Source organism: Chitinophaga caseinilytica, from assembly GCF_038396765.1.
Classification (GTDB): Bacteria; Bacteroidota; Bacteroidia; order Chitinophagales; family Chitinophagaceae; genus Chitinophaga; species Chitinophaga caseinilytica.
In genome coordinates, this window is the sequence record NZ_CP150096.1 from 4822471 (window position 1) to 4843106 (window position 20636).

At 56.1% G+C, this 20636-nt stretch carries 25 protein-coding genes; 14 read left to right on the forward strand and 11 right to left on the reverse strand.

The annotated features are described in order from the left end of the window. Nucleotides 1–5: 5 nt before the first annotated feature. A complete protein-coding gene (locus tag WJU22_RS19840; protein ID WP_341839908.1) occupies nt 6–1103 on the reverse strand; it encodes a Gfo/Idh/MocA family oxidoreductase in 1098 nt (365 codons plus the stop codon). A gap of 116 nt (nt 1104–1219) precedes the next feature. Here WJU22_RS19840 and WJU22_RS19845 point away from each other — a divergent pair, with 116 nt between their 5' ends. From WJU22_RS19845 to WJU22_RS19855, 3 genes are all read left to right on the forward strand, one after another. Beyond that, entirely contained in the window at nt 1220–1870 is a 651-nt protein-coding gene (locus tag WJU22_RS19845) for a carboxypeptidase-like regulatory domain-containing protein (protein ID WP_341839909.1), read from the forward strand. A gap of 166 nt (nt 1871–2036) precedes the next feature. Then, a complete protein-coding gene (locus WJU22_RS19850) occupies nt 2037–2657 on the forward strand; it encodes a hypothetical protein (protein ID WP_341839910.1) in 621 nt (206 codons plus the stop codon). A gap of 20 nt (nt 2658–2677) precedes the next feature. After that, complete coding sequence (locus tag WJU22_RS19855) at nt 2678–3367, forward strand: hypothetical protein (protein WP_341839911.1); 690 nt, start codon at nt 2678–2680, stop codon at nt 3365–3367. A gap of 83 nt (nt 3368–3450) precedes the next feature. Here the strand turns inward: WJU22_RS19855 and WJU22_RS19860 are convergent, their stop codons facing one another. Beyond that, a complete protein-coding gene (locus WJU22_RS19860) occupies nt 3451–3972 on the reverse strand; it encodes a DinB family protein (protein WP_341839912.1) in 522 nt (173 codons plus the stop codon). A gap of 156 nt (nt 3973–4128) precedes the next feature. Between WJU22_RS19860 and WJU22_RS19865 the strand changes: the two genes are divergently transcribed. Continuing rightward, on the forward strand, nt 4129–4653 hold the full coding sequence (locus WJU22_RS19865) for a DinB family protein (RefSeq protein ID WP_341839913.1): 525 nt from the start codon (nt 4129–4131) through the stop codon (nt 4651–4653). A gap of 274 nt (nt 4654–4927) precedes the next feature. Continuing rightward, nucleotides 4928–5905 (forward strand): GlxA family transcriptional regulator, encoded by a 978-nt coding sequence (locus tag WJU22_RS19870; protein ID WP_341839914.1) that lies wholly within the window; start codon nt 4928–4930, stop codon nt 5903–5905. Here the strand turns inward: WJU22_RS19870 and WJU22_RS19875 are convergent, their stop codons facing one another. Together WJU22_RS19875 and WJU22_RS19880 are read right to left on the reverse strand one after the other, a co-directional pair. Then, on the reverse strand, nt 5906–6571 hold the full coding sequence (locus WJU22_RS19875; RefSeq protein ID WP_341839915.1) for an HD domain-containing protein: 666 nt from the start codon (nt 6569–6571) through the stop codon (nt 5906–5908). Between the two features lie 27 nt (nt 6572–6598). Next, nucleotides 6599–7096 (reverse strand): hypothetical protein, encoded by a 498-nt coding sequence (locus tag WJU22_RS19880; RefSeq protein ID WP_341839916.1) that lies wholly within the window; start codon nt 7094–7096, stop codon nt 6599–6601. A gap of 374 nt (nt 7097–7470) precedes the next feature. Between WJU22_RS19880 and WJU22_RS19885 the strand changes: the two genes are divergently transcribed. The 8 genes from WJU22_RS19885 to WJU22_RS19920 all read left to right on the forward strand — a co-directional run bounded on the left by WJU22_RS19885 (nt 7471) and on the right by WJU22_RS19920 (nt 15606). Further along, nucleotides 7471–7845, forward strand: coding sequence for an HYC_CC_PP family protein (locus WJU22_RS19885; RefSeq protein WP_341839917.1), 375 nt, complete (start codon nt 7471–7473; stop codon nt 7843–7845). A 70-nt stretch (nt 7846–7915) separates the two neighbouring features. Continuing rightward, on the forward strand, nt 7916–8251 hold the full coding sequence (locus WJU22_RS19890) for a heavy-metal-associated domain-containing protein (RefSeq protein WP_341839918.1): 336 nt from the start codon (nt 7916–7918) through the stop codon (nt 8249–8251). Nucleotides 8252–8267: 16 nt separating this feature from the next. Continuing rightward, nucleotides 8268–9563, forward strand: coding sequence for an efflux RND transporter permease subunit (locus WJU22_RS19895; RefSeq protein ID WP_341839919.1), 1296 nt, complete (start codon nt 8268–8270; stop codon nt 9561–9563). Next, entirely contained in the window at nt 9560–11494 is a 1935-nt protein-coding gene (locus tag WJU22_RS19900) for an efflux RND transporter permease subunit (protein ID WP_341839920.1), read from the forward strand. The genes WJU22_RS19895 and WJU22_RS19900 overlap by 4 nt, the downstream gene beginning before the upstream one ends. Further along, nucleotides 11445–12704 (forward strand): TolC family protein, encoded by a 1260-nt coding sequence (locus WJU22_RS19905; RefSeq protein WP_341839921.1) that lies wholly within the window; start codon nt 11445–11447, stop codon nt 12702–12704. Before WJU22_RS19900 ends, WJU22_RS19905 begins: the two co-directional genes overlap by 50 nt. Further along, nucleotides 12682–13827 (forward strand): efflux RND transporter periplasmic adaptor subunit, encoded by a 1146-nt coding sequence (locus WJU22_RS19910; protein WP_341839922.1) that lies wholly within the window; start codon nt 12682–12684, stop codon nt 13825–13827. Before WJU22_RS19905 ends, WJU22_RS19910 begins: the two co-directional genes overlap by 23 nt. Nucleotides 13828–13959: 132 nt before the next feature. Continuing rightward, nucleotides 13960–15030: an efflux RND transporter periplasmic adaptor subunit gene (locus tag WJU22_RS19915; RefSeq protein ID WP_341839923.1), complete on the forward strand. Its 1071-nt coding sequence runs from the start codon at nt 13960–13962 to the stop codon at nt 15028–15030. 42 nt (nt 15031–15072) lie between these two features. Then, nucleotides 15073–15606, forward strand: coding sequence for a DUF3347 domain-containing protein (locus WJU22_RS19920; protein WP_341839924.1), 534 nt, complete (start codon nt 15073–15075; stop codon nt 15604–15606). Nucleotides 15607–15692: 86 nt separating this feature from the next. On the opposite strand, the gene WJU22_RS19925 is transcribed toward WJU22_RS19920, so the two are convergent. From WJU22_RS19925 to WJU22_RS19955, 7 genes are all read right to left on the reverse strand, one after another. Further along, on the reverse strand, nt 15693–16142 hold the full coding sequence (locus tag WJU22_RS19925; protein WP_341839925.1) for an SRPBCC domain-containing protein: 450 nt from the start codon (nt 16140–16142) through the stop codon (nt 15693–15695). Nucleotides 16143–16179: 37 nt separating this feature from the next. Further along, the gene (locus tag WJU22_RS19930; RefSeq protein WP_341839926.1) at nt 16180–16491 is read right to left on the reverse strand and encodes a metalloregulator ArsR/SmtB family transcription factor; all 312 of its coding nucleotides are present in this window, start codon (nt 16489–16491) and stop codon (nt 16180–16182) included. A 146-nt stretch (nt 16492–16637) separates the two neighbouring features. Then, nucleotides 16638–16862, reverse strand: coding sequence for a hypothetical protein (locus WJU22_RS19935; protein ID WP_341839927.1), 225 nt, complete (start codon nt 16860–16862; stop codon nt 16638–16640). Nucleotides 16863–16887: 25 nt separating this feature from the next. After that, nucleotides 16888–17631: a porin family protein gene (locus WJU22_RS19940; protein WP_341839928.1), complete on the reverse strand. Its 744-nt coding sequence runs from the start codon at nt 17629–17631 to the stop codon at nt 16888–16890. 9 nt (nt 17632–17640) lie between these two features. Next, on the reverse strand, nt 17641–18711 hold the full coding sequence (locus WJU22_RS19945; RefSeq protein ID WP_341839929.1) for a PCMD domain-containing protein: 1071 nt from the start codon (nt 18709–18711) through the stop codon (nt 17641–17643). 115 nt (nt 18712–18826) lie between these two features. Beyond that, entirely contained in the window at nt 18827–19027 is a 201-nt protein-coding gene (locus WJU22_RS19950) for a YwbE family protein (RefSeq protein WP_126243897.1), read from the reverse strand. A gap of 35 nt (nt 19028–19062) precedes the next feature. Next, nucleotides 19063–19458 (reverse strand): DUF779 domain-containing protein, encoded by a 396-nt coding sequence (locus tag WJU22_RS19955; protein WP_341839930.1) that lies wholly within the window; start codon nt 19456–19458, stop codon nt 19063–19065. 231 nt (nt 19459–19689) lie between these two features. On the opposite strand from WJU22_RS19955, the gene WJU22_RS19960 reads away from it, so the two are divergent. Then, nucleotides 19690–20607 carry an AraC family transcriptional regulator gene (locus tag WJU22_RS19960; RefSeq protein WP_341839931.1) on the forward strand — a complete coding sequence of 306 codons (918 nt, stop codon included), beginning with the start codon at nt 19690–19692 and terminating at the stop codon, nt 20605–20607. The last annotated feature ends 29 nt before the right edge of the window (nt 20608–20636 follow it).

The following is a 20636-nucleotide window of genomic DNA, read 5'->3' on the forward strand; positions in this document are numbered from 1 at the left end:
CAAACTCATAACGGGACTGATTTACCGGTTTTGGCGGAGATTTTCGCCGCTTCCAGGATGCGGACCACCATCACGTTGTTTTCCAGGGAATAGAGGCTCCACGGCGCCACGGTTTCCTTCCCTTTCACTACCGCCGCCAGGTACACGAACGGATCGGTGTAGACTTTCAATTCTTCCGGCGTCACTTTGGTTTCCTGCGGCCGGCCGCTGGTGCCGCGGCGGATGAGCGTGGCCGCGTCCGGGGCAGACAGGGCGGCTTGGGTGCCGTATAGTTCCATGTCTTTGCGGTTGAACGTCCAGTTCCACGATGCCTGTATTACCGCCTGCGCACCGGGATAATCCACAACGATGGTGGCGTCGTCGTCCACTTTCGGGTACACTTTGGGTTTGAACCGGCGGGTGACGGCGGTTACGGACACGGGCGCCTCGTTGCGCATGAGGGCGGTCATGATATTGGCGCCATAGCACCCGAAATCGGTGAGCGCGCCGGCGCCGTTGAGCACCGGATCGGTGAGCCAGGCCAGGAATTCGGGGCTGCACCCGATTTCTTTGGGGCCCTGGTGGCCGTGGTTGAAGCGCGCCATGCGGAGGGTGCCGGTATAGTTGCTGTCGAGCGCGAGCTGGAGGGATTTATGCACCGAGGGGTACCAGCTGGTTTCGTAATTAGTGAGCAGGTGGATGCGGTGCTTCCGCGCCAGGGCTTCCATTTTCCGGGCATGGGCCAGGTTGGCGGCGAGCGGTTTTTCCACCATGACATGGATGCCCCGGGGCGCGCAGGCTTCCGTGACTTCCAGGTGTGCGTAGACCGACCCGAATGCGAGCACGGCTTCCGGCTTCAGGGCGTCGAGCATAGCGGCGAGGTTGGTGTAAAACCGGTTGCGGGGGATGTTGTATTGGCGCGCGGCCTTTGCGGCCAGGGCGGTATCCGGTTCCCAGATGCCGGCCACTTCGATGTCTGGCTTGCCCGTTCTGCCGAGGATCCAACCGGAATGGCCGTGCGATATGCCGGCCACCGCCACGCGGAGCGGGGGCGCCTGGGCATGGGTATCCGAAATCAGCAGGAAAAAGAGGACGGTCAGGAGGAATATCGATCGGTGCTGCATGGTAGAACGGGTTTTTCCACCGACAATATCTAAAAAAAATGTAACATTCTTCCCTCCCGCCCCGTTCAACATTCCGAGCGTCATTCATTATTTCGTCATCCCTGCAACTGATTCTCATGTATCGCCGTCGTTTCCCGTATGTAGTTTTCACCATTCCCGTTATTTGCTTCGTTTTCCAGCTACTGGCCGGATGCAGGAAAAGTGCGGCCGTGCAAACCACCGTGGTGACCGGCGAGTTGAGGGACGCATCCACCGGAACGCTCATCCCCAACGCCAGCATCCAGCTCGTCCAATACGTAAAGAACCCGTACCTGGATACGGGCGCCGTGCAGCTCGTGACCAAAACCGACGCCAACGGCCACTTCCGATTTGCATTCGAAGGCAGCGGCCTCACCGGCTGGTACGTGCGGGCAGAGCCGAACGACAGCATCCGGTACGAAATCCCGCGCCGGGTAAGCATCGGGGCCAGCGAGCACGTCACCCTCACGGCCTTGCAGGGCATCCCCGCGCGGCTGCACCTCATCGTCCGCCAGAACCGGAGCGACATGCTGCTGCTCAATTTCAAACCCGCGCCCGGCGGCCCGATCGATACCACGATCCGGATCTGGGGCTTCCGGGAACCGGCTTTGCTGTATCGCGTGGCGGTGAACGACGAAGCGAAGCGCATCCTGCGCGGACGGGCCATCCCACTAAAATTCGTTCCCGGGAACGATCAGCCCATCGTGGTGGATATCCCGGATATGATGCAATTACCCGAGCTCTATTAAATGTTCGAAACCATAAAAATAAACTTTACGCAAAGCAGCATGCGATGATTCACGCACATCGAAAAAGAAGATGTTTCGCAATGGCCACCATGTAAAAAAATCCGAACCTATAAAACATACCTCCGCAACCATGCTTACATTTTACCCAACAACCAAAGCCCGATCCATGACCTGGGCACTGATGGCAGCCGCGATGACTTTCGCCGCCTGCAAGAAATCGGACAGAGACCGGCCCGGCGTTGTGGAAGGCGAAGTTGTGGACGTGGACACCGGGCTACCGGTAGCCGGCGTCACCGTCCGCCTCAATGCCTGCCAACTGGTGGGCGGCGATGCTTACCATTGCGAAACTGCCAATGAAATGAAAACAGGCGCCGATGGAAAATACAGCCTTACTTTCCGGGGCGGGCGCTCGAAGAATTTCCGGCTGGAACTAGCATCGAACGACAGCATCCTTCCCTACACTTCCTACAACATCCAGCCCGGCCAGAAAACGCGGATACGGATGGAAGCCATGCGCGCATTTTCCGCGAAGGTCAGGCTCGTGATCCGGAAAAACGAAGGCCCGCAGCTGTATTTCAAAAACAGCATCTTGCTCCCCGGGCCGCTGGATACGACCTTCAGCGTGTGGGGCCCTAAAAACTCGGATTACATCCTTAATCTGGGGGTGCAGGATAGAACGGCGGGATATGTCCGCGGCGTAAGGAAAATCCTTCCCATCATCCCCGGCAATTCGGAAACTACGCTTATCGTCATCGAAGACATGCTCCAATTGCCCAAACTCCAGTAACATTTCAAAAACCGACTAGCATGAAAATCATTATACCGATCCTGGCTTCATTCGTTTTTTTGGGAGGAGCAGGATGTAAAAAGGCCGCAGACCTGAAAGCGACCGGCCATGTGGAAGGTCAGGTGATCGACCAGAACACGGGCAACCCCATCCCTGGCGCCAAATTGTATGTTTCAGGATGCAAATCCGGGTTCCTCGGCGGCAGCGGAAGCTGCAACCAGCTGGCAACCGCCATTACGGACGCCGAAGGCAAGTACCGCATCACCTGGAACGGCGATGGATATTCCAATACTTTTTACCTGAGGGCTGCCTATACAGACAGCGCCCAGATCGCGGAAACCGGATATGGCACCCTCCTTAACTTGGAAACGAACAATATCGTTAACAAATTCGGTTACAAAGGCCGCAAAGTGAATGTGCGTGTGACGGTGAACAAAAACGAAGGCCGCCTGCTGCGGCTCCGCTATGGTTCCACTTTCCCCACGCGCGCCTTGCTCAGGCCGGGAGCGGCAGATACGACGTTCACCGTTTGGACGGTACCCGGCCAAAGCACGCCGCTCTGGATCGCTGCGCTGGACCAGCAGCAGGAAAACTATCACGGGGTATCCGTTTTGATCCGCGTGGCGCCGTGGACGGAAGCGGTACGGGATACGGCGTTCGTGATAGACGATATCCTGGCCCAACCAAAACTGCCCCAGTTTCAGCCCTGATAGCCGATGGAAATAACGAAAGAAGCCCCCGCGCGGGGGCTTCTCCTGTTTCAGCAAGAAGTTCAGTTACATGGTGCAAGTCATTACATCATGGCACGCTCCCAGAACGGAGGAGGCTCGATGCCCAGGGACCTCAGGTATACATACCCTTGTCCACGGTGATGGTTCTCATTATCGAGGAAATAAAACCAGGAGCCCACCATCGGCTGCTCACCGTATCCGAACGCGTTCACCGTTTCCAGCCAGCGTTCCGGCGCGATCTGGGGCCATACGCGGTCGATCTCCGCGGTGATATCGTCCCAGAGCTGGAGCAGCTCCGCTTTGGTGGCCGGGGGCGTATAATCTTTCACACGGGCGGAAACGCTTTCGGAAGTAGCCTCGTTCCAGTCGTTCGTCAAAAAGCCGTTGGTGCCTTTTGCGGCGATCAGCGCCAGTTCCATGGCCATCGCGGCGAAAGGGCGCATGCCGCCGATGCTGTATTCATACAGTTCCTTTTCGGGGAACGCGTCGATCACGCGGCGGGTCAGGGCGCGGTGGCCCTGCCAATGTTTGCGGATCTGTTCGGGCGTCATCGTGTTGGCCGTAGCCTGGATAGTGGTGCTCATATAAAGGTGATTTTTTGTTTGTGATACAAAGGAAATCAGGGGCTGTGACAACCCTATGTCAGCAGAAAAAAATCTTTTTTTCTTAAATCCTGCTGACACACTGTTGTCAAAACCGGGTCGGACATTTGTATCAACAAACACAAAAAACCAAATATCATGCAAACCTCCTTCGCTACCGCCGCTCTTTCCGTATCCACCCTGTTGCAGGATTTCGCCCAATATAACCTCTGGGCCAATACCACGCTTACCAACTGGCTCCGCACCAAGCCGGACGATAATATGGCCATAACCGTCCCTTCCAGCTTCAGCAGCATCCGCGCCACGTTGCTGCACATCTGGGCTACGGAGAATTACTGGCTGTCGATGATCTGCCAGCGGGAATATACACCCATCGATGCGGAGCATTACGACGGTGATTTCGATTCGATCATCGAAGGGCTGCTGGAAACTTCGGAAAGGCTGGTCGCGTTTACGGATACGCTGGAAGATGAAGCGGCAACGGGCGAGCTGTATTATGATTCGCCCTGGGTAAAGGGATTCCGGCCCCTCGTGCAATACGGGCTGCATGTTTTCAACCACAGCACTTACCACCGGGGGCAGATCGTGACCATCGGCCGTGGGCTTGGATATAAAGACGCGCCCATGACGGATTACAATTTCTATAATTTTTTCGCTAAATAAGGGTGCTTTTGCGCCAACGGTACGGGGCGTTCCTGCGGAAGGAGCGCCCCGTCGCTTTATCTCCAACGGGGCGCAAACGTGCCGCTGTGACAAGTTGCAGGGGCATTTGTGACACCGTTTTGTTTCATACAATTATCTATCAATATCTTATTGAAAAACAACCGTTCGCAACACACAAACATATTGGTGTCCGGGGGCCTTTCTACGCCAAAAAGAGGGGTGTTTTGTGACAGGGTAATCCTTTACCTTTACCGTCGTTAATGCACGAAACACCATGAAAACTGTATCACTGGTCATTTACGAAGAAGCCATCCTCTCGGCCATCGCTGGCGTGCTGGATGTGTTTGAAGGCGCGAATGCGCTATCGGTTCAGGCTGGCAAGGAGCCTCCCTTCAAAGTGGAGTTGGTGAGTGAGAAAGTGAAGCATATCCAGCTGAACGTACCTGCATTGTTTTTCTGTTACAAATCCATGGCCGACGTGAAGGAGACGGACCTGGTGATCGTTCCGGCGTTCCACGGCCGGCCAGACCAGGTGCTGCAAAAGAACGCAGGCATCGCGCCATGGCTGTCGGAAATGCGGGACCTCGGGGCCGAAGTGGCCAGTCTTTGCCTGGGCAGTTATTTCCTCGCGGAAGCGGGACTGCTGAACGGCCGCACCTGTACCAGCCACTGGCAGGCGATCCCCGACATGCAGCAGCGGTACCCCGGCGCCAAGGTGCTGTCTGACAAGGTCATCACCGACGAAGACGGGGTGTATACGAGCGGAGGGGCGTTTTCCAGCCTCAACCTCGTGTTGTACATGGTAGAGAAATTCTGTAACAAAGACATCGGGGTGATGCTCAGCAAGATGTTTTCCATCGACATCGACCGTGTCAACCAGGCGCATTTCATGGTGTTCCAGGGCCAGCGCCGGCATGAAGACGACCAGATCCTCCGGGCCCAGGTCTTCATCGAAGAAAACTACCATCTCCCCATTTCGGTGGAGCAGATCGCGGAGCAAACCAGCATGAGCAAACGGAATTTCATTCGCCGGTTCAAAAATGCCACCAATAATACCCCCCTCGAATACCTCCAGCGCGTGAAAATCGAATCCGCCAAAAAAGCCCTCGAAAGCAACGCGCAGAATATCAGCACGCTCATGTACGACGTGGGTTACAACGATCTGAAAACCTTCCGGTCCGTATTCAAGAAAGTAACGGGCCTCACGCCCCAGGAATACCGTAAAAAATATTGCCGCACGGCGGTAGCGTAGTTAATCCTGCTGGCCGTTCCATTCGCGGTAGAACTGTTCGAGGTAACGTTCCATGAAAACATGGCGTTCTTCGGCAAGGGCTTTGCCTGTGGCGGTATTCATCCGGTCTTTCAGCAACAGCAGCTTTTCGTAGAAATGATTGATGGTGGGGGAAGCGGACGTTTTGTACGCTTCCTTCGTCATATGCATATCCGGCGCAATGGCCGGATCGTACAGCGCGCGATTGCGGAAACCGCCGTAATTGAATGCCCGCGCGATGCCGACTGCCCCCAGGGCATCGAGCCGGTCGGCATCCTGGACTACAGCCAGTTCGGCCGACCAGTACGTCCGCGCTTCGTTGCCGCCTTTGAAAGAAATGTGGCGGATGATCTGGGTGACGGGAAGGATAATTGCCTCATCTACCTGCAAGCTCCGCAAAAATGCCGCCGCCTTCGCCGGTCCGATCTCTTCGTCGCCATCATGGAACTTCGAATCCGCGATGTCGTGCAGCAACGCCCCCAGCTCCACGATAAGCGGGTCCACGTCTTCATGCCGGGCGATCTGGCGCGCGGATTGCCACACGCGGTGGATGTGCCACCAGTCGTGCCCGCCTTCGGCTTCGGCCAGTTCCTGTTTAACGTAGTTCTCTGTTGCGTCGATGATCGATTGGTGGGTGGTACTAAGCATATTTTCATTTAGAGGAAACCGAATGGATTATTCGCCAGAGCGGCTTTCATCCTCCCTTATCCTTTTAATTTTTTCTAATTCCTGTACATCATTCTGATCTTTGGGGCGACCAATTATCTGCTTATTCCAAATAAGGTGATTTATATGAAGGAATGGCACTTTTACGGTATCAAAATCAGCAATGGAGGCCATTTGCAAACAATCCTCAAAAGTAAGTTGTTCCAAGCCTTTCATGGAAGTCATTATATCGAGTTCGATCCCGGTTCCGACATAAAAACTTGTCCAACCAGGAACAAACTGCATGGTTTCGAGATAGCTAAATTCACTCCCGTATCCAAGTCCAATAAATGCCTTTACAAGATTCTTCCGATTCTCCGGCGTATCTTCCAGCCACATAGCCAAATCATCCGTACTTCTGTCTACTCCATGGAAACGAGTTGCAAATCCCCCGACCATAATATAACGCACATTGTTGTCTGCGAGGGCCTTCCAGAAACTTATTAACTCTTCGTCAAGAATATCCATGTAAATAAATTAACGTGCATTAAGATTTATGGGTAATTCTTGCTTTCTTAAAAAGGTTGTTCCTTCGCAGCATTTGCGTAAAAAGACGCAGTTTTTCCATATCAGAACGATACATATTTCTCTTCAACCGTTCCCTTTCATCGCCTGAAATATCCACTAACTTAGTGTCGGGCTTTTGATTATTTGATTGCTTTTCCGACATATTACTTATTATTTCTTCAAATATAACATTTTTGAAAGACATCCTGAATTACCGACTACCAGGGAATCCGGTACCAGGCATTAAGTAAAACAGCCCGCAGTTCTCCCGAAATATAAAACTTTGCAAAATTATGTAACGATTGTCCCGGAAAGGCCGCCTATTTTTGTAATGCATGAAGCAATTCCTCACACTCATATTGGCCCTGCTCTACGTGAGCACTTCCACCGGCGCCACTTTCCATATGCACTACTGTGCGGAAAAGCTGGTGGACGTAAGCCTGTGGCATGATGAGGACACGCATGAATGCGGGGTTTCCTGCACCAAAAAGTGCTGTAAAGATGTTCACCTCACGGTAAAGCTGGAAAAAGACCAGCAAATGTCGTCGAAAGTAGCGCCCGATATGCTGCCCCTGTCGCAGGCGGCCCTGTTCCCGGTAACGACGTTGCCGGTTTATGAAATCCCCGCGGCGGCACCTGCTGCGCATCCCGCACCGCCACCCCTGCCGCATGTTCCGGCACATATTCTCCACTGTCATTTCAGGATCTGATACCGGTATCCCCAACCGTTTCGTATCAAGACCAACCTACTATTCCAACAACTTTTCAAAACTGTTCAACATGAAAAAGTTCCTCTCTTTCATAGTCCTTCCCATGTCCCTGTTCGCCGCGCAAAACGCCGTGGGCCAAGCCCTCAAGACCGACTCGTTCACCGTTTCCGGGAATTGTAACATGTGTAAGAAACGTATCGAGAAAGCCGCGCAACTGCCCGGTGTGAACAGCGCCGTGTGGGACGTACAGTCCAAAACGATGACCGTAAAGTTCGACTCCGCCAGCGTGAAACCGGAAGATATCCGCAAAAAGATCGCGCAGTCCGGGCACGACTCCGGTCCCTTCAAAGCCACCGATTCCATTTACCAGGCACTGCCCGGCTGCTGCCGGTACGAGCGTCACTAACCCATAACGCTTACTTATGATACACAGGATCATCGAATGGTCCGTCCGTAACCGTATCACCGTGTTGATACTGGCGGCCGTACTGTTCGGGTGGGGCTGGTACGCCGTGAAAACGAACCCGGTAGACGCCATCCCCGACCTTTCGGAAAACCAGGTGATCGTTTTCACCGAATGGATGGGCCGCGGCCCCCAGCTCGTGGAAGACCAGGTCACCTACCCGCTCGTCACCAACCTCCAGGGCCTGCCCAGGATCAAATACGTGCGCGGCTCCTCCATGTTCGGCATGAGCTTCATCTACGTCATTTTTGAAGACGACACCGATATCTACTGGGCCCGCGAGCGCGTGCTCGAGCGCCTCGGCACCGCCACCCGCACCCTTCCCGAAGGCGTAAGCCCCCAACTGGGGCCAGACGGCACCGGCGTAGGGCACATCCTCTGGTATACGCTCGAAGCGCCGGGGATGGACCTTGGCGAGCAACGGGCACTGCAGGACTGGTACATCAAATTTGCCTTGCAAAACGTGAAGGGCGTGAGCGAGATCGCCTCGTTCGGCGGGTTCCAGCCGCAATACCAGGTTACGGCCGACCCCAATAAACTGCTCTATTACGGCCTTACTCCGGCAGACGTTATCACCGCCGTGCGCGCCAACAACAACGAATCCGGCGGACGGAAGTTCGAGATGAGCGATATCGGGTACATCATCAAAACCACCGGCTACCTTTCCTCCATCGCCGAAATCGAACAGATCGCGGTAAAAACCGTGAACGGCGTACCGGTAAGAGTGGCAGACGTGGCCACCGTACAGATGACCGGCGAGCCGAGGCTCGGCATCTTCGACCAGGACGGCGAAGGTGAGCGTGTAGGCGGCATCGTGGTGATGCGATACGGCGAAAACGCCGCCGAGGTTATTGACCGGGTGAAGGAACAGATGAAGGAAGTATCCCGCGGTTTGCCCGCCAACGTGAAGTTCGATATCGTGTACGACCGCGGCGAGCTCATCCGGGAATCCATCAGCTCCATCAAGCACACGCTGATCGAAGAAATGATCGTAGTGTCGCTCGTAGTGCTCATCTTCCTGTTCCACTGGCGCAGCGCGCTCAGCATTCTCATCCAGATCCCCATCACGCTCGCGGCCAGCTTCATTCTGCTCAACGCGTTCGGGATTTCGTCGAACATCATGTCTTTGACGGGCATCGCCCTGGCCATCGGGGTGATCGTCGACAACGGGATCATCATGAGCGAGAACGCCTATAAACATTTATCCGAACGGTATGCGCAATGGCAGGCCGAACAAAAAACTGAGTCAACATGAACTTCATAAAACGCTTATTCCGCCGCCAGCCTTCCTGGATCAGCGAGGAAGAGCGGCTGGATATCATCGCCAAGTCGGGCAAGCAGGTGTCTCGCGGGGTGTTTTTCGCCACCGTGATCATCATCACCTCTTTCCTGCCCGTGTTTTTGCTCACGGGGCAGGAAGGCAAGCTGTTCCACCCGCTGGCGTTCACCAAAACCTTCATCATGATCGTGGACGCGCTGCTGGTGATCACCCTGGCACCAGCACTCATTTCCATCTTCATGAAAGGTAAATTCCGGCCCGACAGCAAACATCCCGTCACCCGTACGCTCGAGCGGATATACGAGCCCATCATCCGCGTGGTGCTCAGATGGCGGAAAACGACGCTCGCCATCAACATCGCCGCGCTCGTGATCGCCATCCCGCTCCTCAAAAGCCTCGGCACGGAATTCATGCCGCCGCTCGACGAGCAGAGCATCCTTTTCATGCCCGTTACATTACCGGATATTTCCAATACCGAAGCCAAACGCATCCTCCAGGTGCAGGACCGGCTCATCAAATCGGTTCCGGAGGTAGACAAGGTGCTGGGCAAGGCGGGACGGGCGTCTACCGCTACCGACAACTCCCCTATCAGCATGATCGAAACCATCATCATGCTCAAACCGAGAACGGAATGGCGGGAAGGGAAAAAGAAAGAGGACATCATCCGCGAACTGGACAGTCTTTTACAAATCCCCGGTGTTGTCAACGGCTGGACGCAACCCATCATCAACCGCATCAACATGCTTTCCACCGGTATCCGGACAGACGTGGGCATCAAGGTGTACGGCCAGCAGCTGGACACGATCGCCAGTGTATCCGAAAGGGTGCGCAAGGCGCTGGAAGGCACGCCGGGCGTGTCTGACCTGTACGTGGAGCCGGTGACCGGGGGCAAATACCTCGGTGTGAACATCCGCCGGGCCGATCTGGCGCGCTACGGCCTCAGTGCCGATGCGGTGAACCAGACCGTGGAAACGGCGCTGGGCGGCGCTCCTATTGGCACTACCATCGAAGGCCGGCGGCGGTTCTCCATCAGTTTACGGTTGGCGCAGGATTACCGCAACAGCCTCGAACAGATCCGCCGCATCCCGCTGAGCTCCCCTGCTTTCGGGGAAGTGCCGCTGAGCGCGGTGGCGGATGTGGTGCTGGAAGACGGGCCGCCCATGATCACATCAGACAACGCCATGCTGCGCGGCGCCGTGCTGTTCAACGTGCGGGGCCGTGACCTGGGAAGTACCGTGGAAGACGCCATGAAGCAGCTCCGTTCGCAGGACGGCTTGCTGCCGCAGGGGTATTACCTGGAATGGAGCGGGCAATACGAAAACCTCGTGCGCGGACAGCGCACCCTGCTCTGGATCGCCCCAATTGTGCTGGTGATCATCTTCGCTTCGCTGTATTTCGCTTTCAAATCGGTCCGCGAAGCATTCCTCAGCCTCATCACCGTGCCTTTCGCCCTCATCGGCGGCGCGTACATGATCTGGATCTGGGGCGCCAACCTCTCCGTAGCGGTGGCGGTTGGGTTTATCGCCCTGTTCGGGATCGCCGTGGAAACGGGGATCGTCATGGTCATCTACCTGAACGACGCCATGCAGCAACTCGTAGCCCTCAAAGGCAACAGTTCCGCCACCATCACGAAGCAGGACCTCCGCGAATACGTGATCCACGGCGCCGCCAAGCGTTTACGGCCCAAGCTCATGACCGTGTGCGTATCGCTCTTCGGCCTCGTGCCCGTGCTCTGGGCCGGCGGCGTAGGCACCGATGTGATGAAGCCAATTGTATTACCGATGATCGGCGGCGTGCTGACCAGTTCTACGCACATTCTGCTGGTAACGCCGCTCATCTTCCTAATGACGAAAGAATATGAACTACGTAAATACGGCAAGCTGGAAATCCATCCTACTGGCCATTAACATACTCCTGCTGCCCTTTGCGGCAGCGGCGCAAACGCTCCCGCTGGACAGTGTCCTGGCGCGCATCGACGGCAATAACCTGCTGCTGAAAAGCTACGCACAAAAGGCCGAAGGCTTCCGCCACAGCGCAGATGCCGCCATGGCCTGGATGGCGCCCATGGCCGGGGCCGGCACTTTCATGACCCCGTATCCCGGGCAAATGGTGATGGACGGCCGCGACAAAGGCAGCCTCATGATCCAGCTGGAGCAAGACATTCCCAACCCCGCCAAGCGACAGGCGAAAAAGCGGTTCATCGCCTCGCAGGGCAACGCCGAAACAGCCGCCCGCGGCGTTACGCTCAACGAGCTCCGCGCTACGGCCCGGAAGCTGTATTACGGCTGGGTGATCTCCGAAAGGAAGCAGCAATTGCTGAAACGGAATGAAAAGATCATGCAGATGATGCTGGAGATCGAAAAACTGAGATATCCGTATAACCAGTCGCAGCTCGGCAACAGCTACCGTGCGGAAGCGAAGCTCGAAGAAAACGCCAACATGCTCCGCATGGAAGAAGGTACCGTGATGAAATCCATGACCTGGCTGAACAGTTTGATGAACCGGCCCGGCATGACCGAATTCAGCGTGGATACCACCTGGGAACCGGGGTTCGCCCCCGCGATGCACGACACCGCCTCCATCGCCGCCGCGCGGCAGGACATCCGGAAAATGGAAGAAGGCATCCGCACCATGCAACTCGGCATCCGCTCGATGCAGGCGGAAAAGAAGCCCGATTTCAGGATCCGGTTCGATCATATGCTGCCGCTGGCGAGCGGAATGCCGAAAGCCTACAGCGTGATGGGGATGCTGAGCATTCCGATAGCGCCCTGGTCGCGGGGGATGTACCGCTCCGAGATCAAATCCATGGAGCAGAACATCGCAGCGATGGAAAACGAGCGCAGCGCGATGCTGCAGGAAACGCAGGGCATGCTGTACGGCATGCTGGCCGAAATCCGGCAGATGGACCGCCGCATCGAATCCATGGAGCGCGTGATCGTTCCCTCGCTCCGCAAAGCCCTCGACGCCAACTTCGCCGCCTACCAGGAAAACCGCCTGCAGCTGCCCACCGTGATAGACGCCTGGGAAGCACTGACGATGACCGAGACCGGCGTGCTCGACGAAAAATTGAAACGTTACGAAATGATCGTGGAATATGAAAAAGCGCTTTACCGTTAATATACTCACTGTGCTGACCGCCGTGCTCTTCGCAGCCTGCGGCGCCGCACCGGTGGAAAAGAAAGGGCCCTCCGCGAAAACGCGCGACTCCCTCCCGCTGCTGTTCCCGCAACAGCGAACGAGGATCGTGGTGATGGAGGCTCCCGGCACCGTGCGCTACGACAGCCGCAACCGCGCCATCCTGCCCTCGCGCGTGGCCGGCCGCATCGAAAAACTGCACGTCCGTTATAATTACCAGCCCGTCCGCAAAGGACAGCTCATCCTTGAAATATACGCGCCCGAGCTCGTAGCCGCGCAACGGGAATTACTGTCTGTCAGCAACGATCCGGCGATGAAGGAACTGGCATTGCGCAAACTCGCGCTCATGGGCATGCCCGAAACGCTGGCCGCCGAAGTGCTCCGCACCCGCCAGGTGCGCGTCACCATCCCGTTGTACAGTAACGCAGACGGCTATATCCTGGAAGAATCGCTGGCCGCAGCGGCTGCCGCACCTTCCACCGCCGCTCCCGCCCCATCGCAAGGTGGGGATGCCATGGGCAACATGGGCGCCGCCGCACCGATGGCCGCATCCGCAGCGCCCGCACCTACGCAATCGCCGGTGATGCTGCGCGAGGGGCAATACGTTTCCGCCGGACAGAACCTGTTTTCCATCTACAAAACCGGCCGCATGATCGCGGAATTCGCGCTGCCGGCCGAAGTAGCCTCGGCCGTGGGGCCCGGCAGCCGGGTACTGGTTTCGGGGAACGGGATGCAGGGGGAACTGAAAAGCGCCGCCATCAATCTGCTGGAACCGCTGTACGCCAATGGCGAGAAGTTCAGTCGCGCCAGGGTGTACCTGAACGGCAACTATCCCGCCGGGCAACTGCTCACCGCTTACATCCCCGTGCTGTTCCGCGAAGGATCGTGGGTGCCGGTTTCGGCGATCGTGAAGCTGGGGAAGGATAACGTGGTATTCCGGAAAGAAGGGGCCGATTACCGCGCCGTTCCCGTTCGCATCGGCGCCAGGGCCGGCGGGCTGGTGCAATTGTTCGACGAGGTGCAGGCCATCGCCGCAAACGCAGCCTACATCGCCGACAGCGAAGGTTTCATCAAGCCAGACGCCCATCCATCATCACATCCATAACCGAAAATATATGGAAAGAAGACATTTTCTCAGATCGCTCGCCGTAGCCGCCACCGCGCCTGCCGTATTGCTCGCTGCATGCGGCACCGCGGAAGAAAAAGCGCTGCCGCGCAGCAGACGTACACCTGCCCCATGCACCCGCAAGTTGTGCAGAACGCACCGGGCACCTGCCCCATTTGCGCGATGGACCTTGTACCGTTCGATAAAAACAGTACCAGCACGTCGCTCCAGCTGATGGACAGTCAGGTCAAACTCGCCAATATCACCACTGCGGCCGCCGGCGCCGGTATGCTCACGCAAACACGTAGCCTGAACGCACGGCTCATGCCCGATCCGCAACGGACCGGCATCATTTCTGCGCGCATCGCCGGGCGGATAGACAAGCTGCACGTCCGCGAAACGGGCGTGCGCATCAAAAAGGGACAGGCGTTGTACGCCGTGTATTCCGAAGAACTGGCGACGCTGCAATCGGAATATCTGCTGGCGGCGGCGCAAACCCGCAAATTCCCTGAAGACGCGCGTTTCAAGCAGATCGCCGAAGGTGCGGAACTGAAGCTCGAACGGTATGGGCAAAGCAAAAACGCCATCGGCAAACTGTTGCAGGAAGGCAAGCCCCAACCGCTGGTCACTTTTTATGCCGAACAGGACGGGCTCGTTACCGAACTTTCCGTTACGGAAGGACAGTACATCGCCGAAGGCGGCACGGTTTTGCAGGTAGAAGATTACAGTCGTTTGTGGGTGGAAGCGGATATTTATCCGTCGGAAGCCGAACTGCTGAAAACCGGGCAAACGTTGCAGGTGATCGTTCCAGGGTGGGAAAACGAGCCCCGGAACATGCAGGCCGAGTTCGTTTATCCCGCGCTGCAAACCGGCCGGCAAACCCTCCAGCTCCGCGGCTCCATATCGAACCCGGACGCGCGCTGGCAACCGGGAATGGCTGCCACGGTACTGCTGCCGGTAGCGTCGCGCAGCGAAACGATGCAACTGCCCATCGACGCCGTGATCCGCGACGGCGCGACGGCGCACATATGGATCGAAAAGCCGAAGAACACCTTCACGCCGCGCAAAGTGAAGACCGGCCTGGAAACCAACCGTTCCATCGAGATCACGGAAGGCCTCCGGGATGGCGAAAAAGTGGTAATAACGGGCGCGTATCTGCTGTATAGCGAATTCGTGCTCAAAAGAGGCAAACAGCCCGTTTAGAAAAAATTCATCATATTCATCACATAAAAACACCTGAACAACATGAAACAATGGCTCATTCCCGCCGCAGTGACTTTCCTCGCGGCCTGCGGCGGCAACAACAATCCCCAGCAGGAAAAGGAAAACACCGCTGAAAAAGCCGCGCAAACCGCCGCGCCGGCCGCTACTACCGTGGCGCTGAAGAACGACGCGCTGAATGCCGTGTTCGAACATTACGAAAAACTCACTGACGCCCTCGTGAAAGGCGATGCCGCCGCCGCGAAAGTATCCGCAGCCGCCATCGAAACCGGCGCCCCCGCGGCAGACCCTTCCGGCAAGCTCGCGGAAGCCGCGCAGAAAATCGGCGCAGCCACCGATATCGAAGCCCAGCGCGGTGCCTATTCAGTGTTAAACAATACTTTTATCGGACTGGTAAAATCTACCGGTATGAGCAGCGGAGAACTGCACGTGGAATTCTGCCCCATGGCGCTCGACAACGCCGGCGCCCGCTGGCTCAGCCGCTCGAAGGAAATCCGCAACCCGTATTTCGGCGATGCCATGCTGACTTGCGGAAGTGTGGAAGAAACCCTGCAATAAGATACCATGTTGATAGCCGGTTAAGTGTCCGGCGCAAATGAGAAAGCCGGCCCCTGGGCCGGCTATTCTTTTTTGGATGATGCGTTTTACGCTGCCTGCAGGAGGAATTCCGGCAATGCGCGATCGAGGAAATCGCCCCAGCCGCCCATGAAGCTGCTGCGCACGAACGACGGATGGTCCTGCGGGAAGCTTTCCAGCCCCGTATGCGTCAGTTTCAGCCGCGTTCCGCCGTTTTCGGGGAACAGCTCCCAGGTCACTTCCGAACTGCCCGGAAAGCCGTCGTAGCGCCAGGTGTAGGCGATCTTTCGCTGCGGTACCACTTCGGTGACCACGCAAAGGTGCCGGAACAGGGTTTCGTCGCAGAAGCAATCGAAGGAAAACTCCGTGCCTTTTTCCACCTTGAAGCCCTTTGTGTCGAAATACCAAACCCGCATCTTATCCGGGTCTGTGATCGCATCCCAGACTTTTTGCGGTGTTGCCGGATACGTGCGCTCCACGATCAGTGGCTCCGTTTTAATGAGAGATTCCGTTTTCATACGCTTATGTTTTTAGGTCTTAGATAGGTGCTGTTTATCAACCCGGCTCGCCCGCCAGGAAATCGCCCAGGGCGTCCAGTTTTTCGTTCCAGAAAACCTCGTAGCGGGCGGTCCAGTCGCGCACTTCGCGCAATGGCCGCAGGTCTGCGTGGCAATACCGTTCCCTGCCCTGCTGCTTTATAACGATGAGCCCGCATTCGGTGAGGATGCGGATGTGTTTGGACACCGCCGGCCGGCTGATGGGGAAATGTTCCGCCACCGCGTTCAAATGCCGCGGCGCGCCCGCCAGCAACTGGATGATCTCCCTGCGCGTAGGGTCGGATATCGCCTGGAATACGTCTCTTCTCATAATTTTCGGATCGTTATGTAACCAATCGGTTACAAATATAAGTAACCATTCGGTTACGCAAAAATTTATTTTCGAACTGGGCAAAAAAAAGCGCATACATGTGAGTGTATGCGCTGTTCCGGACGTCAGCAAACAACGAAATATCGTTAACTGCCGGTGGTCCTGCCGGTCATTTCTATCGCTGTACCGATTTCCTTCGTTTCCTGCGTTTCATTGTCTGCACCTTCTTCAAACCAGTGCGTAGCACCTTCATTGTCTTCTTTCCTCACAAGGTAGAGACTTTTCCACGGCAACGAAACGAGGAAGAGGTTTTCTTCTTCCAGCGAGACCGGGATGTCGTGGCTCCTGTAGCGGATGTGAAATGTGTTCATAACCGGATATCCACAATCCCTGTGCCTAGATGCGGTATGCCACGCCAAGCGTAACATAAATATTATACATCGGGAAATCCATCCCCCTGAAATCCGACGGAAAAACCGGTCTCAATCCCCAATTCAGGTTCCCCATCACGCGGAGTTTTTTTCCGACGCGGCGCTCGGCCCCGCCCTGCAACCCAACGTCAAAACGGCGCATGTCAGTTCCGAAATCGAATTCCGCCTGGGAAACTGACACTTTTTCACCCAGCGATCCGCCATTCCGGATGTACCCGTCGCTCACATTCCCATAGAAGTTTGCGCTGAACAGCCAGGCCATATAGCCGCCCAGTTGAAAGCGCCAGTTATCGTTTGGCGTATAGGTGGCGCTGATCGGGAAAGACACGTACGCATTGCGCACCGTGGTCTTGTTTTTCCCGGTGAACGCACCTTCGAATTCGCTTTTGCCCGACCCATCGTCCATCGTGATCATGGTATGGAAATACATCACCTCGTCTTTCGTGGTCATGCCTTTATAATCGAGCTTCACGCCCACCGCTGCGCCCCATTTATGGGTAGCGGAAGGGCGCCAGGATAGTTCGTACCCCAGCGATGGACAAAACTCCGGCCTGTACGAATTGATTTTGCGGATCGTGTTCGGAAGCCCCACCGGCGCCGTGGCGCCGATATTGAAACCCGCCTGTATGCGGTGTTCCAGGTGGATCTGTGCCTGCGCCCGGGCGCCGAAGGCCAGTATCGTAATGAAAAATATGTTGCGGATGTTCATGTTGCTGTTTTACTGGATGATAGCTAAACTGTCGATTACAAGCCGGCTGCCGATGGCGCCGCGGTACTGGTCGCCGTCTTTGCTGGACGAGGCCACGATGGCCATCATCATTTCCCTTTCCACGCTGCGGCCGGGCATGTAGGTGAACGGTATGTCGAAATGCGTCCAGTTGCCGCGGCCGGAACCGTCGGGCAGTTTGGCCGTGGCCACGATGCGGTCAGACGTGTGGATGTTGGTGGCATCCAGCCGTGTGCGGCCCGTATACAGCACCGCGTATATCGCGCAGGAATCCGTGACGCCGGGAACGGGGTTGCCGGCTTTATCCTGGTACGTGGCCCCGGGCGCATATTTGTAGTAACCGGTGAAGCGTGTAGCCTTGCCCGTGAATGGCTGCCCGAATTGCGTGGCTTTCAGCGGCTCGAGGAAGGCGTTGCTGACATCGAAATTCCCCAGGAACAGCGACCCCGCAAACAACTTGATGCCCACCATACCGGAAAGCACGGTGCCTTTCAGCGTCACCAACTCCGCGGCATGCGCCCCGTCTTTGGAATCGTCGGTTGCCCGTAACGGATACCCGTCCGGCCGTTTGGGAACGCCGCTCAGGGCCACGCCCGGGTTGCCGGAAGACCAAACCTGTTTGTCGTCCGCTTCCACCGGGTAATTATACTTATCCTTATCATGTACGAGCCATTTCTCGAACGACCAGTTCCATTCCCCGATAGACACGACCTCGACCGTGTATTGCTTGCGGCTTTGGCCGCTGGCGGAGGTTACGGTGTAGACGATTTCTTTGGTGAAGTGGATGGAATCGCCGGAGGCCGGGGAAATGCTGGCGCCGGCAGACAGGGTGATCTTGGGCGCAACGCCGCTTTCGAAGGCGGAGGGCTCCAGGTAGAGGAGGATTTTACGGTTCGACTGGTCTACGAACACGTCGCCCGTCAGCAGGGAATCCGGAAGGGTGAAGGTTTCGATGTCTGCCTCCGGGTTGGGCGGCTCGGCCTTGATGCACGCCTGCAGGAGCGCGAAGGCGGAGATGGCCGCGAGGCTTCTCAGGAGCGATGTTGATGTGATGTGGGTCATAATAAGTTAACAGTGAATCAGGTAAGGATGTTTAAAACGGAAAACCCGCCAGGTAAGTGACGGGCTGAATCCGGTGTATGCCAGAAGCATGGATTCCGTTGCGGACAAACAACGTTCAGTATACGATTTCCACGACCCGGCCTACCTGTCCGTCTTCCAGCCGCACCTTGATGCCCCTGGAGTGGTACGCAGCGGAGGTGAGCAGGTCTTGAACGATACCGTATGTCACTTTTCCGCTGCGCTGGTCTTTCTTCAGGACGATGCCGACCTCGAGGCCGGGTGTGATATTTTTTCTGTATTGCGCGTCTTCCCTCATACTGGTTTGAAGATTTTCGCGCGAAGGTACGAAAATCAGCCCCAGTTGCCGCTATAACCGAACAGGTAACTGAACATGTGGGGATCGACGGATGTTTCGCGGCGCGCCGCTTTGCGGGACAGCAGGAACCGGACGTTGCCCGGCGCTTCGAGGGAACCGGGGTTGGTTTTCCCCTTTTCCACATGCAGCACGAAATGGGCATTGTCTTCCACCACGCAAGATGCGGGCTGAATGTATGCAGGGCAGCCTTCTACCAGGCCCAGCGGGAAATGCGCTTCCCTTGGCCCCCTTCCATCGCCTTGCACGCAACGGGGAACGAAACCTTCTACACAACTGCCGCTGATCCGGAATTCGAGTGGACCGTGTTGCGATACGAGTTGCCGGATTAATTGCATAGCCGGCTTGGCGGCTACGATCCTGGAGTCAATCATAATGGGCATGTTTTTCAAAAAATCCGTGCTGATGTCCCTCATAGGGTCTGCTGTATGCTATCGAACATCATACTGCTAAATTGATTTAAAAAAATATAATCCGGGAAACGTTCGTACTGAATTATAGCACGATCGTACCTGACTTCATGCCACATTCGGGATTTATTCCTTATTTTGAAGAAGTTATGTATCGCTATGGCCCGCAAACACCTGTTAGAGCATATTGAGTTAATGCCCACCAGAATGTTGAAAACGCTGGTAGAGAACCGGCGTGTTTTCAATCTGAACAACTGTGAGCTGAACGTATTCGAATGTTTCGAGACCGCTTATGCGGTGCCCATGCAGTTCAACGAATTCATCATCACCAGTATGGTCCGCGGCAAGAAGGTCATGCACCTTCCCAACCAGCCCAGTTTCGATTATCTCCCCGGCGAAACCGTCATTTATCCCGCGAACGAAAAAATGGCGATCGATTTCCCCGAAGCGTCGTTCGACAATCCCACGCAATGCATCGCACTGGCCATAGATGCGCTGTACGTCCGCGGCACGATCGATTACCTCAACAGCTACTACCAATCGCCCGACGAGCGGCGTTCCTGGCGTTTGCAGTTCAACCAGTACCATTTCGAGAACGACGATGAGATCAGCGCGCTCATCAACAAGCTGATCCGCATTTGCTGCAGTGCAGACAACAGTAAAAACATCTATGCCGATCTCAACCTGAAAGAGCTGCTGATCCGCCTCATGCAAAGCCAGCACCTCACGCAGGTGATGACGGAATCTGCCGTGAGCAACAACCAAAGCCGCCAGCACTTCGTCCTCAATTACATCCGCGAGCACCTTACAGAACGCATTTCGGTAGACACGCTCAGCAAAAAAGCCTACCTGAGCCGCAATCTTTTCTTCCGCTGGTTCCGCGAACAGTTCGGCATCACGCCGCTGGAATACGTCAACCGCGAGCGCATCACCCTCGCCAAGCGGCTCCTCTCCCAGCCCGACACGAGCGTGAGCGAAGTGAGCGAGCGCTGCGGTTTTGCGGACGTCAACTACTTTATCCGCATGTTTAAAAAAGTAGAAGGCATCACGCCCAAAACCTACCAGACCATCAGTTCCGACCACTTCCGCCTCATGGCCGGGAAACAGCTGTAACGGGGTGGCATATCGTTTGCCCGGCTATG